Here is a 20777-nt window from a genome sequence, read left to right on the forward strand (position 1 = left end):
CGTAATGGCCAATGGGGTTTTTTATGGTAGAAACCTACTTATTTGCGGGGGAAGAAAAAATTGTCGGACACTTTTCAGAGGTTGAAAAGTTTATTCGGAATTAGTTTTATTTCCATTTTGGAAAATGTGCCGGTATTTTGGCCAAACTTCAAAGTCAATCAATCATGATTGGTCAATCGTTGTTAAACAATTGATTTCATGAATTGCGTGAAATTTTAAAAAATAATGGTGGTACATAGCCTTTCGGTTAAGTTTATTAGTGTTTAAATACTTATTAGGGGCTATGCGAATTCGAATCCCGATTGAGATATTGGGTCAAATATATCATTTTTTTTTAATCATGAAATTATTCTCATTTTTTTTAATCTGAGGGAAATAATTTTCTTATTCAAAAAAAAACTCAATATTTGTCATAGACTTTTACAGTTTATCAACCCATAAATCTTACAGTAAATGACCTACAATTATGCATTTATGGAAAAAAAGGGTTTTATCTCTTAACCTTCAAGAAACCTTAATCGTTCTTGCCATCATCGGCATTCTACTATTACTTGCCCTGCCGAATCTGATGCCATTGATCTCCAAGGCAAAGAGTATTGAGGCGCAGACCCAGCTCAAGGCATTGTACAATGCCCAGACCACTTATCGATACATGTACAGCAAGTATACCTTGGAGATGAACGAACTTGACTTTGTCCCACCACAGACCGTACAGGAAAATGGTACGGCCAATTACCGCTACGAAATCATTTCAGCCGACAATGCGGCCTTCAAGGCCAAGGCCGAGGCCATCACCGATTTTGATGGCGATGGGGTGCTCAACGTCTGGGAAATCGATGAGAACGGCAATCCCAAACAAATCATCAAGGATTGATGTTCATGTTACAGCTGTTTTCTTTGTTAAGCTATGGCATCATAGCCTATCAGGACGTAAGGGACCGTGAGGTGACCTGGATCTGGTTTCCTTTATTGGGAATCTGTCTGGGACTGGTACATGGGCTCCAAGTAGGCTTTCTTGTTTTTGTCTATGCCGTGATCACCAATCTGATGTTGACCAGTGGTATCCTATTGATGCTCTGGGCAGTCGTTAGGTATGTTTTAAAAAAACCTTTTTTGAACGTTAGTTTTGGTCTAGGGGATCTATTGTTCCTGTATGCCATGGCACTGGGCTTTCCCACGATGACCTATGTATATCTATTGGTGGCATCGCTGTTATTTTCGTTGGTCGCCTTTATACCCATGAAGCTATTTCTTAAAGTAAATACCGTACCTATGGCCGGTCTCATGGGCCTATTTCTTATGGCTATCACCTTACTCTCCCTATTACCGGGAGCGCCATCATTATATGCTTATTGAATGTCGGAAAAATCCTTTAAAATACCGTCCCATTTGCAACAGTGCATATCTGCCGATCAGGCGTTCCATTATCGGGTCGTGCCGGTATCCAAAGATGATAAGGGCATCGTTTTGAAAACTGACAGTACAGTACTGGAAACATTATTTTCCGAGCTGAACATCGTGTTGGACACTCCAGTCATCCTTCAATCCTGTGAACGGGAAGAACTCCAGCAGTACCTGACGACCAATTACCGGCAGCGCAATGGAAACAATGTATCCCAAATGGGCTACTCCACCGATTTTTTGGAAAAGATATTACTGGAGGCCAAGGCCATAGGCAGTAGTGATATCCACTTTGAACCTTATGAAAACAATAGCCGGGTAAGACTTAGATTGGATGGAAAGCTCTTGGAGTACTACAGTGTGCCCATCGCAGATTACCCGACCATGGTCAATAAGATCAAGATCAGGGCCAATCTCGACATTTCGGAGAAACGATTGCCACAGGACGGTCGGATCACGGTCAGTTCCCAGGGAGAAGAATTCGATATCCGGGTCTCTTCCCTTCCCACACTCCATGGAGAAAAACTGGTGCTAAGAATCCTGAGCCGGGACACGGGCAGTATCGACCTGACTTTCTTGGGAATGAACAACAAGGAACTGGTTCGCTACCAAGAAGGCATCAAAAAACCCAATGGAATCGTATTGATTTCAGGGCCTACGGGGTCGGGAAAGACCACAACACTCTATGCCACCCTGAAACAATTGAACGATGGGGCGACCAATATCCTGACCATAGAAGACCCCATCGAGTACACGCTGGAAGGTGTCAATCAAGTGCAATTAAAAGAAAACATCGGACTGGATTTTTCCAGTGCCCTGCGGACTTTTTTACGTCAGGATCCAGACATTATCATGGTCGGTGAGATCAGGGATGTCAAAACGGCCAATATGGCCATTCGCGCCGCATTGACGGGTCATTTGGTGCTTTCCACGATTCATACGAATTCCGCTTGGGGCACTATTTCCAGGTTAATTGATATGGGAGTGCCTCCCTTTCTGATCGCCAGCACCTTGAACATGAGCGTGGCCCAGCGTTTGGTACGTAAACTATGTGACAATTGTAAGGAAAAAAGACCGATTGACACAGGGTCCTTTCCATCCGGTTTCAAAATCCCCAAGTACTTGGACCACCATTGGACGGCCATGGGGTGCAATGCCTGTCACCATACCGGATATCATGGCCGTAAGGCCCTCTATGAGATACTGCCCATCCGAAAAGACCTGGAGACGGCGATCAAGGAGAATGTCCTTGAAATCGACGATTACATGAACGAACAAGGAATATCGAGTTTACGGGGCAATGCCCTGGAACTGATTCGTCAAGGGATAACCTCCGTTGAGGAAGTGTATGCCCTGTTAAGCCATTGACCTATGAACAAAAACCTGATCATACCAATATTGATGTTTGTCTTTCAGATTGCCTATCCACAATATGATAGCGATCGGATACAACGTATCGAAAATCAATTGGAGCTATTGACGGTAGACCACCCCGCCTACAACGAAACCTTAAAACTGGAGGTAAACGTCACCAATGTGACCTTGCCCAATTTCTTGATTGCGGTCTCGAAAGTACACAATCTCAATCTCAGTGTTTCCAACGATATTGCCAATATCACCATTGTCAACAATTTCTCGAATGTATCCATAGCGGAGCTTTTGGTATTTCTCTGTAAGGAATATAACCTGACCATTGATTTTACCGGAAGCATCCTTTCCATAAAAAAATATGTCCCTCCCCAGCCCGAAGCCGTGGAAAAGACCTTTTTTGTGGAGATAGACCCGGATTCAAAACTCATGACCTTGGATGTCTCGGATATTGCCCTGGAACGTGTTTTTCGGAGGATCATGGAACTATCGGGCCATAACCTGCTCTTCGCCAATAATCTAAAAAGCCGTCCCTTGAACATCTATTTAAAACAGGTACCCTTCGATGCTGCCATGGAAAAATTGGCCGCTCTCAATGGACTTTCCCATTCCAAATCCCGCGATGGGTTCTACCTGTTCAGTGCCAAGGACGCACAGAGCGATCGAACCGGGCCCAACCTTGGCCGAGGTATACGCTATGAGGTGATCGATACAGTCAACCAGATCCTCAACGTGGATTTCAATGCCACTCCCATAGCCGATATTGTAACAGCCCTGGGACATGACCTTCATTTGGACATCTACACGGCAACACCACTGGAGGAGGCCGGCAGTGTCACCTTCAATGCCAAACATATTTCTTTCGATGATCTTTTGACCCATATTTTTGAGGGACAGAGCACAGGAAGCGGCCCGGTATCCGAAGAACCAGCTCCCAATGGACGTACACGGAATCTTGTCCAAAACAATATGGCAAATCAAGGCATGGACAATCCTTTGACCCGTTTCACCTTTAAAAAGGAGAACAATATTTACTTTTTTGGAACGGCCGATCAACTCAGCGTTCGAGAAGTGGAAATCATTCAGATGATGCATCGATCAGTGGAGTTATTGAGCGATCCCACATCCTATTCCGGGGGGTATCGTTCGGCGGGGCGTACCAATACGGGAAGTGTGAACTATTTTGGCAATGGCCAGAATTCCGGTATGGGTGGGGGGCAGAATAATTTTAACAATACAAGGAACATCAATACCAACAGTAGCACCGGCTTTGGCAACTATCAAGATACTGCTGAGGCACTGGTGAATATTGTTCCCGATGAAATCAAATCCGAATTGGACATCAAGGTGGATTTTGAACTGAACAGTTTTTTGGTCAGCGGGCCCTCTGCGAACATTGAGCGGTTCAAAAGTTTTATTAAGGAAATTGACAAGCCTGTTCCCGTGGTACTTATAGAGGTGATGATCATAGAAGTTCGTAAGTCCTCGATGGTCGAAACGGGCATCAGTTGGGGCATTGGAGATGAAGCAGTCGAAACACGAGGTAGTCTGTTTCCAAGTACCGACCTGACATTGGGTGCCAAAACGGTCAATAAGGTCATCGGTGGCTTTGACGGATTTGGTTCCTTCAACATCGGAAAGGTAGTGCCCGAATTCTTTGCCACTATCAAAGCTTTGGAGGAGAACGGGAACATCAAAATACGTTCTACACCAAAACTATCTACCCTTAATGGTCATCGGGCCCATCTATCCATTGGCGAGACCACTTATTATGTGATCACCAATCAAAATTTCTTTGGTTCCCAGGTACCCACAACATCCGAGATCCGAAACTATGCCCCAATTGATGCCGAACTGGGCGTAAGCATTAAGCCCTTGGTGTCCGGCGATGGGCAAGTCACCTTGAACATCAATGTCATCCAATCCGATTTCAGTGGCGATCGTATTGAAGAGGATGCTCCCCCAGGGTTGACCTCAAGGGAGTTCAGCTCCATTATCCGTATGCAAAACCAGGACCTGGCGATACTGGGAGGATTGGAAGAGAAGATCAAGGATGATTCGGGGAGCGGGGTTCCCTTCTTGGCAAGGGTTCCTGTGATCAAGTGGCTATTCAGTCAACGCCGACGCGAGGACACCAAGCAAAAATTGACCATACTGATCAAACCAACGGTAATCTATTGATAATGTTCCAAAGGGTATTACAATTATTTAAGGGCACCGTTTTTCAAGGATTGGAAATCTTTGAGGTGGATGGTACCCTACACTATACCCTCCTTACGTTAAAGCGCGAAAAGGGGGAGTTGACCCTATTGGATGCATCACAGTTTAGCTCGTTGGATTCCTTGGCACGGAAAGTAAACAAAAAGAACGTATTGGTGATTACTTTCAATACGGCCAAAGTACTGAACAAACCGGTACCCGAAACAAGTGCAAAAATTCCCGAACAATGGGTCGAACAGGCCTTTCCCAATTTAGATCTGGAACAGTTTTATTTTCAGGTCATGGATAAGCCAAAGCTCCGCGTGGTCTCCATTGCCAAGCGATCGGTGATCGAGGAAGTTTTAGCGCAATTGCGTAATGCACGGATTACTCCGGCAGGGGTCTCCCTTGGCATCAGTGGGCTCTCCCCCGCCCTCCCCTTTTTGGAGGTTCCGGTTTCAGGGTCCAATTTCAGTATATGCCAAGGAGATCATAGTGACTGGAAAGTTTCCTTAGGGGCATCTCCGACATCGGAACATATCGATATCCAGGGATTGCGCATCCCTTCAGGTCACCTCCTATCCTTCTCACAGCTATTGGGACATGTTCAGAACCTATTGCCCCCATCCAATCTCACCCATATCAATTCTGGGCTTAAGGACCAATTTTTGAACCGGAAGTTCTATCAACAGGGATTGCAATGGGGTTTGGGCCTTCTTCTGACCTTGTTGTTGGTGAATTTTTTGGTGTTTTCCCATTACCGTTCCAAAACAATGGCAAGCGAAGGACCGATAGATCCCGAACAACAGGAAGCGCTTTTGGTGCGCATGCAGGAACGTGTAGGTACCAAGGAAAAAAAGCTGCGTGCCCTATTAGGCTCCTCCAATACCCGGACGACGCAATATGTGGACCAGATCGGGGCGGGACTGCCCGAAAGTATCCTATTGGAACACTTGACCTATCAGCCCCTTACCCGGCCCATCCAGGCGGACAAACCCATTAGCACGGGGTCCGACCAATTGATCATATCGGGCCAGACCAATGACAAGGAAGCTTTTGCCCAATGGACCGCCCAGTTGGAATCCATGGAATGGGTCAGGGACTTGGAAATCGAACATTACGAGTACACCTCAAAGACCGTGGACAACTTTAGTCTAAAATTATATTGTGATGGGATTGGACAAGCGAAATAAACTATTGATCGGAGGCTTTTTACTTGCCCTCTTCGTATGCTATCAACTGGCCATTAAAAAGACCTTTGCGCTCCGGTCGCAGTATCTCAATGAGACCGAACAACGTGAACAGGCCAAGGACATCCCTGCAAAACTTGCCGACCTTCGAAAGAAAGAGCTACAATTGGACCTTCAATTCAAAGCGCTGAACCTTGGGTCGACCAATGTGCAGAACGAACTTTTGCGTTTCCTCAATGAACAGGGCACCCTTCACTCGGTTAAGATCATGGACTTTAATGCGCCCCATATGGTCCGTGATGAAAACACCGTGATAAGGACGTATCGGTTTGTGCTGGAGGGCGGGTTCACCAACATCCTAAAAGTTGCATATGGATTGGAGACCCAAGCAAATTTTGGGGGGATTACGCACATGGCCTTTGAAAAACAACGCGACCCACGCCAAAGAAAAAGCTATTTGCAGGCCACCCTACATGTGCAGCAAATGGAATGACAATCATTTGGAATAGTAACACGAATTATATATAGTTGATACCGACAGTAACACCTCTGACCTGATTTTAAATAATTTCAAATGAATTCAACCAAAATGCTGAAAAATACAGAACACTTAAAATCAATACATCAACAAATCATGATTGTATTATAAAATCAAGAAAAAGTTTTTAAATAAAATTCGCTTTCGTTTCTTCATGAAATACCAAAAAAAGGTTCAACAGCAATGAAACTATGCTCCTAGAACACTGCTGAGCTTAAACATTGGAAGGTACATCGACACCAAGATCACCCCTACAAATACACCGATAACAACGATGATAAGAGGCTCCATAATGGTAGATAGCATCTTGGATTTGCGCTGCACTTCCATTACATATTGTTGGTTCAATTTTTTGAAGATATATTCGGTCTGATTGGTTTCCTCCGCTACCTTGACCAATGATACCATCTTATGGTCAAAAACCTTGTTTCCCTTTAAACTTTCATGAAGGCTCGTACCTTTTAAGATTCTTTTCTCCATGGTATCCAAAGCGTCTTGTAAGGGATAAAACCCCATCATCTTTTTTGCCATTTGGACACTGTTCAACATGGGCACTTTGGAAGTGGTCAACAAGGCCACCGCTTGGGTGAACTGCGCCATATAGACCAACCGCAAAAAGTTGCCAAAATATGGGGCCCTTAACATAAGGTAATCCCGCTTTCTTCGTATGGGTTCCTTTCGCATCAAGGGTTTTCTCAACAGAATCAAAACAAACACCGCTAAAAGTACGGCAAGGCCATATTGTTCTATGAGGTTCGATATACCAATGATATATTGGGTAATCGTCGGCAGTTCCACATTGTTCTGCCTAAAGATATCCTCGAACATGGGAACTACCATCCGAAGCATAAAAACAACTACAAGTATAGCGGTACACAATATGATCAAGGGATAGGTAAGGGCACTTATAAGGTTCCTGCGCTGCTCGTTCTTTTGTGCAAAGAAGGTTGCCAGTTCCTGTAGTATGGTTCCCAGATTGCCGCTTTCCTCCCCTATTTCAACGGAATAGTATTCGTATTCCGTAAACTCCCGACGTCTTTTCAGCACTTCGGAAAAACTTGATCCACTGTCCAATTCCTTGACCATGTCACCATAAAACAACTGTAGGTTATCCTTTTTTTGGTTCCCTGACAATAGTTCAAGGGCTTCTCTCAATTGAAGTCCTGCCTTTAAAAGTATCGCCAGTTCACTATAAAAACCCTCCTTTTTCTTGGAGTTGAAAAAGGAACCGAAAAGGGTGATCTCCTTTTTTAACCACTTATCCAATCCCTCCTTTTGAGTGGGAACCGTATTCGCTTTTTCCAAGGTCTGGTCCAATTTGAATCCCATAGTTTATCGATTGATATAGCTTGTTGCCGCGTTACGTTTGTAGATGAATATCCGAGTCCTGTCCTTCTCTCCAATGAACAGGTCCATAGCATCTATTTCTCCTTCATCGACACTACCTGCACCGAAGTAAGGGTTTAATTCATTTATTTTTATATGAAAGGTGTCAAGTTCCCTGACCACCATATCCTCTTGAAACCGGTAATTGATCTCGCTGATTCCATTCACCAGCAACAGATTTCTGTCCTGATTTTTGTACCATATCCTATCATGGGCATTAAAATCCATCCATAGACGCTGACGCAATAAGCGCATTTCGGTATTCCTTTCATAATTGGATGAAATCCCGTTCATCTGAACCTGTACCAAACGTAAAACACTAAAGGCCATTCCAACGACCAAAGCGGTGATCAACAAGACCACCAACATTTCGTGTAGGGTAAATGCCTGTACTTTTTTCAGTGCTCTACTCATGGTTCAATGAATATGTAATCTCCTTGTCATTTCTTGTATTTATTGCTGAAAAAATCACCTGCTTCCTATCGTACCATGTTTGCTGCTCCACCTTGATTTCCCAGTATTCTTGTTCATCATAATGCGGCAGGGATAACTTTCCATGGGCATATCGATATTGCAAAAACAAGAGCTCTTGCCTGATCGGACCGTCATTTTGTTCAATGGAGGTCACGAACAAGGTATTCAAGGTCATACTGGCCATCATAAAGACCACCACTATTAATACGGTGGCCACGAGGGTTTCCATGAGTGTTGATCCCTTTATTTTTTTTAATACAGCCATTTTGCTATTCCATTGGTAGTCTCACAGTCATACACTAGGCCACAATATTCATCTGGCAACAATTCCGAATTGATGGTTCCATTGAACAAATGGTTCAAATAGGTATTCCCATTTTCAAAAGAAATAAAGGATCCTGTGGTCACGCTTCCATATATGTTCCCTTTAAGCTCGAGCGCTTGATCGCAATACACTTCACCGATTATTGTCGCCTCTCTGTCTATCCCAATGTATTTGGGCATTCCCTTTGACTTCCCTTTGTTACTATAGATAATGGCACCAGCGATGCTTGACCCACTCTCTATTGCTATCACGGAATCTCTTAGGGTATTGACAGTTTGATCCGAACCATTTTTTTCGTGCACGGCCAATAGGGTGGGGTATTCCAGATTGCTTCCTTTGCCCACCACTATCCGCTCGCTGGCAATAGCTTGAAAAGCCCCCCTTGTCCCCTGCTCTATTTCAATCTGGGGCGCCACCAGAATCACGTCTCTTAATTGGCTGGTTGCCCTCACGTGGATCTTGTCCATGGCCCAAACCACAACATTTCCAATTAGAGTTACCCTGTCCAAATCCAGGTAATCACTTCCTTGGACCACAATAGTCTCTTCCTTAAAACTGTTTTTGACCATTAGGCCCTGTTTTAAAGTGACGCTGTTGCCTTTCGGCCTGTACATGGAACCTGTCATCAATTTCAACTGTTGGTCCACATTGCTGCAAAGCTCCGTTAACTGTGCTTCGCTTTGATGTATATTTCCATAGACCAATTGGGGCCTTGCATATCCATGGCCCTGGATATTGCCTATTTTGATGCCCCTTTCGGGCAAATAGGCATCGCCGGATATTTTAGCATCGCCCACGATGACCATCGGTCGGTTGTCATCCCTTAAATATAGTGCAGGCAGGTCAGGGTTTTTATATCCTACGAAAGCTGATTTCTCAAACTGGAGTTTCCCTTTTTTTGAAACTGAGTTCCTTTTCTCCAAAAGCCCCCAATATTCCTTATTAACATTAGATCGTATTCCCAAACCTTGGTTCCCTGCCAAATCCACGCCGTTTCCTTCCTGAACGGTCATTGAAAATGATTCGATCAATGCATTGTCCGAAGCTCGGACAAGGTCCACCATGATGTCCGTTTGTTTTTCGAAAAGCGAATGGCTCTGGTTGATCAGGATAAAGGCGAAGAGCAACAGGACAATGATGGTCCCTATAAAAAGTACGAACTGGAGCGCACCGGCCTTTATTTTTGAAAAAATGATCATTGTAATACGATGGTTTCCGACCTACCATCATAGCGAACCGTGATATGCTGGCCATTTCCTTTTAAAAGCCTCACTCCATTGATTTCCTCATTTTTGGACATGATGTGTTGCTGTCCATCGATAGACACAAAGTACATGGTGTTTCCGGATCCCGTCTGTGATACCAGACCTGAGTACACAATGTTCCTTTTGGAAATGGGTTTCTTTTGAACCGCTCTTTTGACGGTTTTCTTCTTTGATAGGGGTAACGTTCCCAAAAAAGGGTCACGGTAATCGGCCATCAACTCAAAGGTATCTCTCTTTTCCGTGCTTTTTGGGATCAGGGTGGGTTGCGTTGCTACCATGGGCATTTCAGGATCTTTGGATATGGCATGGATCACCTTAAAGCCAATGATGCCCCAGATCAAGAGTACCAAGGCCAACAGCAGATATGTCCTTAGGTTCTTGCTCAATCGTTGATGGTAAAATTAAAAGTGCTGCTATACCCGCTTTCATTGCCGGCGGTATCAAAGGCCCTTACCAACCAATAGTAAGTGCCCGCACACAAGGTTGTCGTATAGCTCTTATTGGCCCCAACGGCTTTGGTGGTCAATTCCTGTAAGTTCTCATCGGAATATATAAAGATGCTGTCTCGCTCAACTGTACCCGGAACATCCTCCCGGCTCCATGCGAACCCGATTTCCGTATCGGAAGTATCACTTCCGTTGGCAGGGGATATCAATTGTGGTGTATTGGGAGGGGTCAGATCAAAATCTTTATCTCCATTGACCTGAAAACCATTACTGGAATATATGGTTTCAAAACCACTGTTAAAGGCTTTGACCCGCCATTCATAATTCCCGTTGAAAAGGTGTTGCCTAATTTGGTTCGGCAGGTATCCCAAGGTATCCATTTCAATGACACTGTCCAATAGGATCTGGGCGGCATTTTCAAAATTGGGAGATGCCACTTGAACACTATAGCCCGTAGCCTCTTCCACTCCCTCCCAGTTTAGGTTGACTGAATTATCGTCCAGGACAGACCCATCGGAGGGCGCCAATAAATTTACCGATTGCCCAGAAATATCGGGCACCTCCAAAATATCCTCACAGGCCACAAGGCTGAACGAAAAAATCCAGGCCACCGCAATAAAGCTTCTTGTTCTCATAATTTCAAATAATCCGGGGTTCTGTTCAACTTCTCCGGGTTCGCTTTGGTACTTCCCGGGCAGGTGATGCCATCCATTAAGATCTGGGCAATGTTTATATGCCCTCTTTTATCCTTGTCCCAACAAAATCTTGCTGTTCTGAAATCAAATATTTCCAGATTTGATATTTTTATGGGTTCTGTCCCGTATCTATTCCCCACATAAAGAATCAATACTCCATCGTAACTGGTTTTAAGATAAATAAGATCTGCATTTTCCATTTGTTGGGCCGACTTTATATCGGTCATAAATACGATGTGGGACATTATTTCCAAATCCATATTCTCTTGGAGGTATTTTTTCAACCCATTATTTTCATCCCCATTCATTTCTCCAACGAGACGAACTATATTGCTTATTTTAAGTTGATAATATCGCGGTATATCGATTGATGTAGTATCCGTGAAAATAGTGGCTGGTTCTTTCCCCTGGTTCTTGCGGTAATTGGAGTATCTTGACTCAGCGCTTTTATCAAAAGCAACCGACTCAAAAGTGACGGCTACAGGATTATCGATAAAGGGCTCCCCTACCTTTTGAAATTTTCTTTTGAATAAACTGGATTGATGTTTGCCTATGGAACCGAGCATTGGCAGTTGGTACTTTACTTTTTGAGTACCACGTATTAATCCACAGGCATTGAACAAAAATACCATCATTAGGATGGTTAGAGTAGGTCGCATAAGTAAAATTTGGGCACTGGTTAACTGCAAACGATATACGTTTGAAAAATATCTTTATTTTTAAAAACTGAGGTTTTGAGGAAAAGGTAGGGGCAATTCTTTTACTATACCCATAATTACGATATTTTTAAATAATGGACAAATATCTACTTGGAAAATGCCTGTATCCATCAATTCGATAAACGCTAAAATGGACTTAATATACTTGACCAAACATTTGATAGGGCGTTGGCACTGTTTGAATTAACCTTGCAAACATATTAAACCAAAATGAGATGCCTGAACTGGGTTCAAGCAAAATGACGTCGAACAGAGCTATGTAGTGGCCAACACTGTAGAGGTATCCAAGGAACCCGGACTTAACTCTTCGGTATTGGGGATTTGGGACGGGGAGACCAAAAAATATGGGCGAACTTTTCACTGTAAAAAGGAATTGCTGGGTGCAATGTAGCGGCAGAATAGTTCTTAAAAAGCCCGAACAGAAATTATGTATCTTCTCAAAGTTAAAGGCTAATTCAAACTATCGAAATTTAGGTAGATGGAAAATTGGCAAAATAGAAAGAGACACATTCGAATTGCACAATAAGCCCATAGAAGGATTTGAAATGAGTTTTTGATAATAATTTCAATGTCTTTTTGCAAAAATTTTGAACTCTGTTCTCTTTAGGTCCTGTGAATTGTCTAAGTTCTGTCCTTAAAATTATTCCTTACAATCCTACCCATTTTTTGGCAAAGGTTTAAATGTAGTTTCTTAAAGGTTGTCTCATCTATTTCTATAATCTCAGTCCATTCATTGTAACCGGAAAGGTTTTTGACTTTACCATCTACTACTTTGAAGACCATGAAATCTAAGTTTTCGGACTCCATCAATGTTTCCATCGAAACTTGGAAAAGGTCTTTAGCTTCCATATTGGAACAAAACACATACTTTATAAAATCCTCCGATGGCTGAAATGGCATAGCTCTATTTATATGTCATTATAAGGCTAAAAACTAACAGCAAATATAATAAAATTTCACGCTATATATGACGTAATATGTGTCCGCCGTTTTCTGCAACTTTCCGCCCATGCAGAAAGCCAATTATATAGAGGAGAGGAAAGCTATCGCTGACCGTATCAAAGAACTTAGAATCAAAAGTGGATATACCAGTTATGAAGCTTTTGCGGTTGAGAATGGTCTTCCTCGTAAAAACTATTGGCGTATGGAGACAGGTGAGAACTTTACCATCAATACCCTGATTAGGATTCTCAAAATTCATGACATTAGCCTCGAAGATTTTTTTAAGGGTATCAAATAAGGGGATTTTTATTTTTCAATTCTTTATATCCTCATATCCTGTATGAAATCCCTAAATGAGATAAAATCAATATTGGAAAAGAATAAGAGTAGGCTATTCCATTCTTATCCCATCAAATCTTTAGCGATTTTCGGTTCATTTGCCAGAAATGAAGGAAAGAAAAATAGTGATTTAGATGTCTTGGTGGAATTTAACGATAAGATAGGTATTCGATTTATCGATTTGGCCAATGAACTGGAAAAACTGATTGGACTAAAAATTGACCTTGTTTCCCGAAAAGGGGTCAAAGAAAGATACTTTAAATCCATTGAAGAAGATTTGATTTACATCTTTAAGAGATAATGACCATTGATCAATCTATATGCCTGACAGAGTTGAAAAAATCCTACTTTAAGATTTCACATCCAAAAATTGAGTGAAAAAAATAATAGTATTTAGGAATTATAGAAGAACATTAGTAATAATTGCTATTATTCTTTCTTTTTCACTAAACAGTATGGCTTTGACTTTTTTAAATCATCCATACTATTGACCATTACAGTCTCCGTCCTTTTCCTTTTCGTCTTTTCTTCCTAAATCGAATCTTATCGTCAAGTTCCAGTTTAAAAGAATTCCATTGATTGTCATCGGTTTGATGTGATTTCAATCCAATTGCTTCAACGTTTCCCATATCACTTTTTGGTTGTTCAATAGTTTTGATAGTCTGTCCTGTAACGCTAAATGTCTTTCCTGCAATTGGTGTTGATGCCCTTCTAAATTCTTTAAAAACGCTATCACTTCTTCGTTCTGTGCTATTATTTTCGAGAATAACAGCACGGTCTCTGTCTTGTTCATAATCGATTCGTTTGATGATATTGTTCCATGAAAATTGTCGCCCAAGGGTGCTTCCTTTGTATATAATGCCATTATACCTAATAGAGATTCCTGTTACTCGTCCAGTACTTTTGCTTATGTTGAACTTGGGAGTTATTTTCATTTTAACCAACTCATTAATGAATTCCGTTGTATTATTGGATTTTAAGATGGCATTTTCAAGATGCTGTTGAAGCGTAAGTTTTAATGGTGGCTCTCCTGTTCTAAAAGTCTTTTGAATCTCTTTATGAGTAAGCCTTGCCTTTTTGGCCAATTTCAAATCGGTTAGCTGGGACAGCCCATATTTTAGTTCAAGGCTCCGAACCAGACGCTCGCTTCGTTCGTAATCTTTACTGTCGCTGACCACTTCCCCGGAAAACTTTACACGATTGGCCACAATATGGATGTGTTCGTGTTCTTGGTCGCAATGTCGATACATGATATACTGATTGTCATCGAAACCCATGCCTTTCAGATAATCCATTCCCAAAGATGTGAATTGCCCATCACTTAACCTATCATCATAGGGCAGGTTCAATGAAACATGATACACCGCTTTGCCAAGTCGAGGTCGAAGCTGTCTGACCAAATTGAACTCTTGGGTCATATCCATAATCCTTCCATAGGTAAGATTGGTGTCCAACAGATGGCCTTTCCCCTGTTCTATCTTCTTTTCATTGTAGGCCAACACCCCATAGAAATCCTTTCCTTTAATCTGCTTGGCAATCACTCTTTACAATATTTGATTTTAGCATGTCTAAAATGTTTTTCAATTCTGCTAGTTGATTAATTAACATTGGAGGATGTTTCATTCCTAGGTGTACCTTTTTAGTGAGCTGGTTAATGTTATTCCCGATACGGCCCAACTCAATAAAAAGTTGTCTGTCCTCGAGCAATATTCTTTTTCTTGGCAGTGCTTTTCCCGTTACCCTTTTCCTTATATAATCGGGAATCGTAATTCCCAGCGTACTTGCATTTTGGGATAGTATGAGGTATTCGTCCACCGTCATTCTCACGTTTACCCGAATAGCCTTTAATTCTCGTATTTTCTTTTTTGGTCTTGCCATATTTTAGGGGTTTGGGGAGAATCCCCAACAAGCCATGCGAACAGAGTGAGCAGTTTTTGCTTGCAAAAACATGGCTTGCTTCATGATCTCCGATATGAAGTCCATTTTCTATTTTGTCATTGGGTCATCAATTTGTTTCTAAGAAGAGATTCCTCTTAACCGATCGATAAGTTCATTGATGTCATTGGGATGGAACAGTACACGTCCGCCAATAGGTATCTTTTTGAGCAACCCTTTTTCCATCCAGGAATAGATGGTCGGTCTGGTCACTTTGAATTTCTTGACCAAATCGGCAATGGTCAACATTTCATTCTGTGTTTGATTTTGATTATCCCTATCCTCCAGTTTTGGATCTAAATTGCTTTTGAGAGATTCCACAGGAACGTACTCCTTTAACCCATCGTCGTCCATGATAAATATGCGCTTCATAGTACTGGTATTTGTTGATTTACTTTATTGAACAAACCTATCAACATTGAACAGCATTTAATCTATTTGCCGTACAGCGGTTTATGTACGACAAATCAAGAAACATTCAAAATAAATCTGCAAAGGAATTGAGGTTAAATCCAAAATAGTGATGGTAAGCCTCCTGAGGCTTACCATCACTGTTCGATACTTTTGAGGGTGTTGCCAAAAAAGATGTTTTTGGCAACTACCGTAGGGTTATGGGTAGGGAGAAAAAATCAGTTTACGCCAACCCTCGGAAAAACCCTGATTTTGGTCTTCTTTCTCCCTTTCCACAAATATTTATACAGATGTATGATTATACATTTGTATAAAGCAATAGTTAATGTTTCATACAAATGGTTATATAATGCTATGAAGAAATGAACAGCTAAAAAACAAATCTTCTATATCAAAACTTATGATAGTTCAAACAATCCGTTTTTAGTAGTTCTCAGTGTCCGTTTCTTCCATTTACATCGTTTGGGCTATAAAAAATTAATTTATAGCTCATAATTTTACTATTTTTGAGCTATAAAATTAATTATTTGGCTCATGACAGCTTTTAAATGGAACTGGCAACAAAAGGACTGGCCCAATTTCAGATATGATGAGGCAGCTTTGGAGGACCTGGAATATCAGTTTGTCCAAACTAGTGGAGTAGCTCTAGGTTCCATTAAACATATTGATGAGGAAGACAAAAATGAGCTTTTAATTGAAGTTTTGTCGGATGAGGCTCTAACTACTTCGGCCATTGAAGGGGAATATCTTGACCGTGGGAGTATTCAGGAATCCATCAAAAAAAACTTAGGACTTGAAACGGAAAGAAAGAAACTCCCCCAAGCTGAATATGGAATATCTGAAATGATGGTCAATCTATATCGAACATATGCAGTACCATTGACCCATGAACAACTTTTTGAGTGGCATCAGATGCTCACCAATGGCAGAAGGGATTTAGTGGATATTGGAAAATATCGTACCCATGAAGATCCTATGCAAGTTGTTTCAGGACGCCTCGACAAACCGACGGTACATTATGAGGCACCTCCCTCATCACAAATGACAAATGAAATGGAAGCTTATGTTCGTTGGTTCAACGAAACCCACACGACAAACAAATCCAAAATGCTTCCATTGGCCAAGTCAGGATTGGCACATTATTACTTTTTGGCCATCCACCCCTTTGAAGACGGAAATGGACGTATTGCTAGAGGGATTTCAGAAAAATCGATTTCCATGGATTTGGGCAGACCAGCACTTATATCCCTATCACAGATTATCGAGTCAAACAAAAAAGAATACTATTCTTCCATCGAAGCCCATAATTTCAAACTAGACCTTACTGAATTCCTACTATACTTTGGGGAAACTATACTTGCAGCACAACAACACACCATCAAAACCATTGACTTTTTGATTCAAAAAGCAAGGTTCTTTGATCAGAACTCTTCTTTAATGAACGAACGCCAGCTAAAAGTAGTCCAACGTATGTTCAAAGCAGGATATATGGGATTTAAAGGAGGGCTTAGTGCAGATAATTATATCCGTATAGCCCAAACATCTGCATCAACGGCCACACGTGATTTAAAAGATTTGGTCCACAAATCCATATTAGTCAAATCTGGGGAACTCAAAAGCACCCGGTACTCACTAAACCTAAAGTTCAAAAACGAAGTTTGATTTTATTTGACAATCATACACGTTTTCGTTTTATGAAATTCCCCAGGCCTCTTTCAATTTTTGGGCGGCTTCATAATTTGAAATCTTGAGATAACGACGGAAAGCCTTTTCTGATTTATGGCCTGAAATCTTCATGATGAGTTGCACATCAATACCATTTAGGTAAGCATTGGTGCAAAAAGAACGCCTACAGGTATGGGAACTTATCAATTTATATTTCTCCAAAAGTTGTGCTTCTTTAATTGTTCCCCGTTTATGTTCAATTTCTACTTTTTGGTGAAGCTTGGCCGAATCCCCAAGTTCCTTTATGCGCCTATTGAAAGTGAATGAATCAATATCTGGGGCATATCCATCATATTTTTCCAAAATGCTCTTGACTTGGGAACGAAGTGGCACTACAATTCGGCCAGATGTCTTCTTCTGTCGAATATTCAAAAACCCATTATCGTCCAAATACTCAGGTCGAATCCTCGAAATATCGGAAAACCGAAGCCCTGTCAAACACCCAATTACAAAGAAGTCTTTTACTTTCCCCAATTCTTCATCGGCTTTACAGTCTACGGCCGCAATAGCCTGAATTTCATCATCGGACAGATAGATATGGTCCACTTCTTCTTGAACTACCTTAAATGCTGAAAGATCAATGGGCTTGATACGGTTTCTACGCATACGGTCATTTAAAAAAGCCTTTAAGTTCTTCACCAACTTGCCTATGGTATTGTTCTTCATTCCGACACCTCCATTTTTTAATGGCGCATGGTACGCTAGGTAATCCGTCCATTCTTGGTAGAAATGATAATCAAAAGCATTGAAATCGATGATGATTCCCGAAAATTCCTGGAAACCCTCCAAATGCTTTCTAAGTGAATTGTAATCCTTGATAACATCTTTGACCACCTTACTCTTTTTGCTTTCCAGATAATGGTCAAATTCAGTAAAAAAGTCTTGGACAGGTTTTGAATTGATAGACGGTTCACCTTCTTCAAATTGCTTTTTGAACATCTTTTTTGAAAGTGGCCTGCCCTGATTTCGATAGCTGGAAATAATTTGATTGGCCAAGCTGTCCATTTGAGTAAGTTGGACAAATTCGGAGGCGACTTCTTTCGATTTTTTCAAGAATGATTTCTCTTGGCTCCAATATTTCGGTTGGATTTCTATTCCTGTATCGATTTGGATTCTCGAATTGCGATTTTCATAATATCTTAATTTGATACTATGAGTTCCATTTTGATTGGATTTATCCGGTATGTAGAATTTATAATTGTACATCAGCGTGCCGCATTCGTGCCGCATTTTTCACGAAAAGTAGTGTTTTATGATGTAAAATAAAAATCTATATACAGTTAATTAATTGATTTTCAATAAAATAATGTATGTTAATGATATGTTAAAAATGTAAGGCAGCATCCCGTCCAGACCGCAAAAAGCTCCGAGAAATCGGAGCTTTTTTGGTTTTACACCTTTGCTTTATTTCAATAAAAAAGTCCCCATTACTAAGGCAACAGGGACTTACTTTCTATCAGTACAACTTTATTATTCAGAAACAATAAAGAGACTGGCGATGGCAACTGCATCATCTCCTGATAATGCTTCGTCATATGCTTCTGTGGATGCTTCCATGCTAAATGAAGGGCCGCTTCCCAATGTGGTTACGTCCACACCTCCCTGAACTACATTTTCCTCACCATTGTATACAGCCTGTGTAGCTTCTGGCATACCGGCGCCACGCTCATTGTTGGTAATCCAGCCTTTAAGACCTCTCAATCTTCTTACTTCAGAGGCGTGCATGGCTTCTACGGCATGTATCTGCAAAGCAGGAGTCAAGAAGTCAGACCCCAACAAATTACCAGCCTGCCCTTTGTAGGCCCTTACCCCTGTATCTTCAAACGCTTGGGCGAGTGCCAATAATTGAGCATAAGCGGTTTCTTGACCTACGCCGTTCTCATTGAACGGGTCAAAAGCACCTCCAGCGGTAAAATCGAAAGTAGGTTTTTCTACCGGGGTAACTCCTGCACCTTCCAATCCTGCAATCAGGAAATCAACATGTGCTTGTTCGTGCTTTGAAATTTGCATGTAAACTGTTTCTGGCCTACCACTTGGCAATACTCCGGATTGAAGGGCCAAATCATAAAACTCGTCCTCCAAATACTCCAAGGTCAATGCCAATTGCAATGCACTTACCGGGTCGCTTCCTGAATCTTGTGCAAAGGTTTTATTTGGCATTGTGGCCAATCCAAAGGGAATTGCACTTAACATTGCCTTTTTACCAAGCGAACCTAAGGTACCGAACATGTCCCGGCGCGATGGCTTGCCCTCCAATAGGGTTTCATTAGTAAATCCGTCCAAAAATTTTATAATATCCATATTGTATATCTTTTTTAAAGTTTAAGGTAAATTGTTTGCTGTGAAAGGAGTCTGTATGAATCCCGTATCTCCTACTGCGGAAAGAACCACCGATGGGTCCAAAGCCGCCGCAAGTCCGGTGTCCGTAGTTACATAATCATCTCCAGCGAAATCTGCGGAACCTGGGTTAAGCAGCGTCCGAATTGCGGAAGCATGCCTCGCCTCCACAGATACAATCTTCCCTGCCAATAGCAGATATCCAGGGTTGCTGATCAGACGGCCTGCACCATTGTATGCTGCCACTCCAGTATCTTCCAATACACTTGCAGTGGTAAGCACTTGCTCCCTGTTATTGAAATCCAAATCACCATAATCAAATTCCAGTGTAGGAAGTACCAACTCAGTATTACCCTCTACGGCTGCAGTAATAGCTGTCTTAAAAAAGTCCCTATGGTTTACTTCATGATAATAAAGGTCTGTCAACACTTGCATTTCCTCATCGGATATGTTCGCATAAAAGGAATTTACGACCTTGGTGTAAAAATCAGCTTCCAACTGTTCCAGTGCATATGCATAATTAAGGACACCCAAATCTCCTTGACCAAGATCAAAAATATCTGGATTTGGATTTGGGTCTGGGTCCGGCATCATTCCCATTCCATTGTCATCGTTGCTACAGGCCACCAAAAGACCAGCTCCAACAACTCCCATACCTCCCAATTTTAGAAACTGGCGGCGGTTTGTTGCCTTTTCTACCGGTTTTACTTTGACTATACTTTTTCTCATAAGGCGAATTGTTTTAAAAGGTTAATACAGTCCTACTTACGAGGTATATGAGAAGTGGTTTGGTCTTAAATGTTAAAAAAATGTGAAAGCTTTGAAATCTTCTTGTTTTTTAACTCAAAAAACGCAGGAAAAATTAAAAAGAAGTATAAAAATCTACATTACCTGAATTTTAAACATACTTCTGTAAGTATTTGATTTATACATATATTACAATCCAATAGACATATCTTTTAATTAAATTGAATGTCTTCAGCCCTGATGTATGGAAATCTCGGTATATGGTAAAAAAATATACATCTTTCATTATATAAAACCCGACACCTATAACGTTATAGCTAACATAAACCTCTTGT

General features: G+C 41.5%; 24 protein-coding genes. 10 read left to right on the forward strand and 14 right to left on the reverse strand.

Translation table 11 applies throughout. The features are described 5' to 3' along the window. Positions 1-466 precede the first annotated feature (466 nt). The 6 genes from GUA46_RS06940 to GUA46_RS06965 are packed head-to-tail and all read left to right on the forward strand — an operon-like array spanning position 467 to position 6651. Complete coding sequence (locus GUA46_RS06940; protein ID WP_176619864.1) at positions 467-874, forward strand: general secretion pathway protein GspG; 408 nt, start codon at positions 467-469, stop codon at positions 872-874. After that, positions 874-1356, forward strand: a complete 483-nt coding sequence (locus GUA46_RS06945; RefSeq protein WP_176619865.1) for a hypothetical protein — start codon at positions 874-876, stop codon at positions 1354-1356. The genes GUA46_RS06940 and GUA46_RS06945 overlap by 1 nt, the downstream gene beginning before the upstream one ends. Next, entirely contained in the window at positions 1357-2769 is a 1413-nt protein-coding gene (locus GUA46_RS06950) for a GspE/PulE family protein (RefSeq protein ID WP_176619866.1), read from the forward strand. A gap of 3 nt (positions 2770-2772) precedes the next feature. Continuing rightward, positions 2773-4950, forward strand: a complete 2178-nt coding sequence (locus GUA46_RS06955; RefSeq protein ID WP_176619867.1) for a type II secretion system protein GspD — start codon at positions 2773-2775, stop codon at positions 4948-4950. Between the two features lie 2 nt (positions 4951-4952). Continuing rightward, a complete protein-coding gene (locus GUA46_RS06960; RefSeq protein WP_176619868.1) occupies positions 4953-6161 on the forward strand; it encodes a hypothetical protein in 1209 nt (402 codons plus the stop codon). Then, a complete protein-coding gene (locus tag GUA46_RS06965) occupies positions 6139-6651 on the forward strand; it encodes a hypothetical protein (RefSeq protein ID WP_176619869.1) in 513 nt (170 codons plus the stop codon). The genes GUA46_RS06960 and GUA46_RS06965 overlap by 23 nt, the downstream gene beginning before the upstream one ends. 234 nt (positions 6652-6885) lie before the next feature. Here the strand turns inward: GUA46_RS06965 and GUA46_RS06970 are convergent, their stop codons facing one another. The 7 genes from GUA46_RS06970 to GUA46_RS07000 are packed head-to-tail and all read right to left on the reverse strand — an operon-like array spanning position 6886 to position 11946. Then, positions 6886-8025, reverse strand: a complete 1140-nt coding sequence (locus GUA46_RS06970) for a type II secretion system F family protein (protein WP_176619870.1) — start codon at positions 8023-8025, stop codon at positions 6886-6888. Between the two features lie 3 nt (positions 8026-8028). Next, entirely contained in the window at positions 8029-8496 is a 468-nt protein-coding gene (locus tag GUA46_RS06975; protein WP_176619871.1) for a PulJ/GspJ family protein, read from the reverse strand. Further along, on the reverse strand, positions 8489-8785 hold the full coding sequence (locus tag GUA46_RS06980; protein ID WP_176619872.1) for a hypothetical protein: 297 nt from the start codon (positions 8783-8785) through the stop codon (positions 8489-8491). Before GUA46_RS06980 ends, GUA46_RS06975 begins: the two co-directional genes overlap by 8 nt. 23 nt (positions 8786-8808) lie before the next feature. Further along, the gene (locus GUA46_RS06985; RefSeq protein WP_176619873.1) at positions 8809-10080 is read right to left on the reverse strand and encodes a hypothetical protein; all 1272 of its coding nucleotides are present in this window, start codon (positions 10078-10080) and stop codon (positions 8809-8811) included. Beyond that, positions 10077-10532: a hypothetical protein gene (locus GUA46_RS06990; protein WP_176619874.1), complete on the reverse strand. Its 456-nt coding sequence runs from the start codon at positions 10530-10532 to the stop codon at positions 10077-10079. The genes GUA46_RS06985 and GUA46_RS06990 overlap by 4 nt, the downstream gene beginning before the upstream one ends. After that, the gene (locus GUA46_RS06995) at positions 10529-11227 is read right to left on the reverse strand and encodes a hypothetical protein (protein ID WP_176619875.1); all 699 of its coding nucleotides are present in this window, start codon (positions 11225-11227) and stop codon (positions 10529-10531) included. Before GUA46_RS06995 ends, GUA46_RS06990 begins: the two co-directional genes overlap by 4 nt. Next, complete coding sequence (locus GUA46_RS07000) at positions 11224-11946, reverse strand: hypothetical protein (RefSeq protein ID WP_176619876.1); 723 nt, start codon at positions 11944-11946, stop codon at positions 11224-11226. Before GUA46_RS07000 ends, GUA46_RS06995 begins: the two co-directional genes overlap by 4 nt. A gap of 322 nt (positions 11947-12268) precedes the next feature. Between GUA46_RS07000 and GUA46_RS16905 the strand changes: the two genes are divergently transcribed. Further along, positions 12269-12397, forward strand: a complete 129-nt coding sequence (locus GUA46_RS16905; protein WP_262889418.1) for a hypothetical protein — start codon at positions 12269-12271, stop codon at positions 12395-12397. 230 nt (positions 12398-12627) lie between these two features. Here GUA46_RS16905 and GUA46_RS07005 read toward each other — a convergent pair whose 3' ends face one another. Further along, entirely contained in the window at positions 12628-12906 is a 279-nt protein-coding gene (locus GUA46_RS07005; protein ID WP_176619877.1) for a hypothetical protein, read from the reverse strand. 109 nt (positions 12907-13015) lie between these two features. On the opposite strand from GUA46_RS07005, the gene GUA46_RS07010 reads away from it, so the two are divergent. Then, the gene (locus GUA46_RS07010) at positions 13016-13246 is read left to right on the forward strand and encodes a helix-turn-helix domain-containing protein (RefSeq protein WP_036382112.1); all 231 of its coding nucleotides are present in this window, start codon (positions 13016-13018) and stop codon (positions 13244-13246) included. Positions 13247-13288: 42 nt separating this feature from the next. Beyond that, positions 13289-13588, forward strand: a complete 300-nt coding sequence (locus GUA46_RS07015; protein WP_176619878.1) for a nucleotidyltransferase family protein — start codon at positions 13289-13291, stop codon at positions 13586-13588. Positions 13589-13781: 193 nt separating this feature from the next. Here the strand turns inward: GUA46_RS07015 and GUA46_RS07020 are convergent, their stop codons facing one another. From GUA46_RS07020 to GUA46_RS07030, 3 genes are all read right to left on the reverse strand, one after another. Beyond that, complete coding sequence (locus tag GUA46_RS07020; protein WP_176619879.1) at positions 13782-14828, reverse strand: relaxase/mobilization nuclease domain-containing protein; 1047 nt, start codon at positions 14826-14828, stop codon at positions 13782-13784. Beyond that, positions 14809-15165: a plasmid mobilization protein gene (locus tag GUA46_RS07025; RefSeq protein WP_036382084.1), complete on the reverse strand. Its 357-nt coding sequence runs from the start codon at positions 15163-15165 to the stop codon at positions 14809-14811. The genes GUA46_RS07020 and GUA46_RS07025 overlap by 20 nt, the downstream gene beginning before the upstream one ends. 138 nt (positions 15166-15303) lie before the next feature. Beyond that, entirely contained in the window at positions 15304-15594 is a 291-nt protein-coding gene (locus GUA46_RS07030; protein ID WP_176619880.1) for a helix-turn-helix domain-containing protein, read from the reverse strand. A gap of 573 nt (positions 15595-16167) precedes the next feature. Between GUA46_RS07030 and GUA46_RS07035 the strand changes: the two genes are divergently transcribed. Then, positions 16168-17295, forward strand: coding sequence for a Fic family protein (locus GUA46_RS07035; protein WP_176619881.1), 1128 nt, complete (start codon positions 16168-16170; stop codon positions 17293-17295). A 30-nt stretch (positions 17296-17325) separates the two neighbouring features. On the opposite strand, the gene GUA46_RS07040 is transcribed toward GUA46_RS07035, so the two are convergent. From GUA46_RS07040 to GUA46_RS07050, 3 genes are all read right to left on the reverse strand, one after another. Further along, on the reverse strand, positions 17326-18588 hold the full coding sequence (locus GUA46_RS07040; protein ID WP_176619882.1) for a site-specific integrase: 1263 nt from the start codon (positions 18586-18588) through the stop codon (positions 17326-17328). 240 nt (positions 18589-18828) lie between these two features. Next, complete coding sequence (locus GUA46_RS07045; RefSeq protein WP_108246433.1) at positions 18829-19659, reverse strand: ferritin-like domain-containing protein; 831 nt, start codon at positions 19657-19659, stop codon at positions 18829-18831. 21 nt (positions 19660-19680) lie between these two features. Next, on the reverse strand, positions 19681-20424 hold the full coding sequence (locus GUA46_RS07050) for a ferritin-like domain-containing protein (RefSeq protein WP_176619883.1): 744 nt from the start codon (positions 20422-20424) through the stop codon (positions 19681-19683). Positions 20425-20777: the final 353 nt, after the last annotated feature.

The sequence above is a fragment of the Flagellimonas chongwuensis genome (assembly GCF_013376415.1).
In the GTDB taxonomy this organism is placed as follows: Bacteria; Bacteroidota; Bacteroidia; order Flavobacteriales; family Flavobacteriaceae; genus Flagellimonas; species Flagellimonas chongwuensis.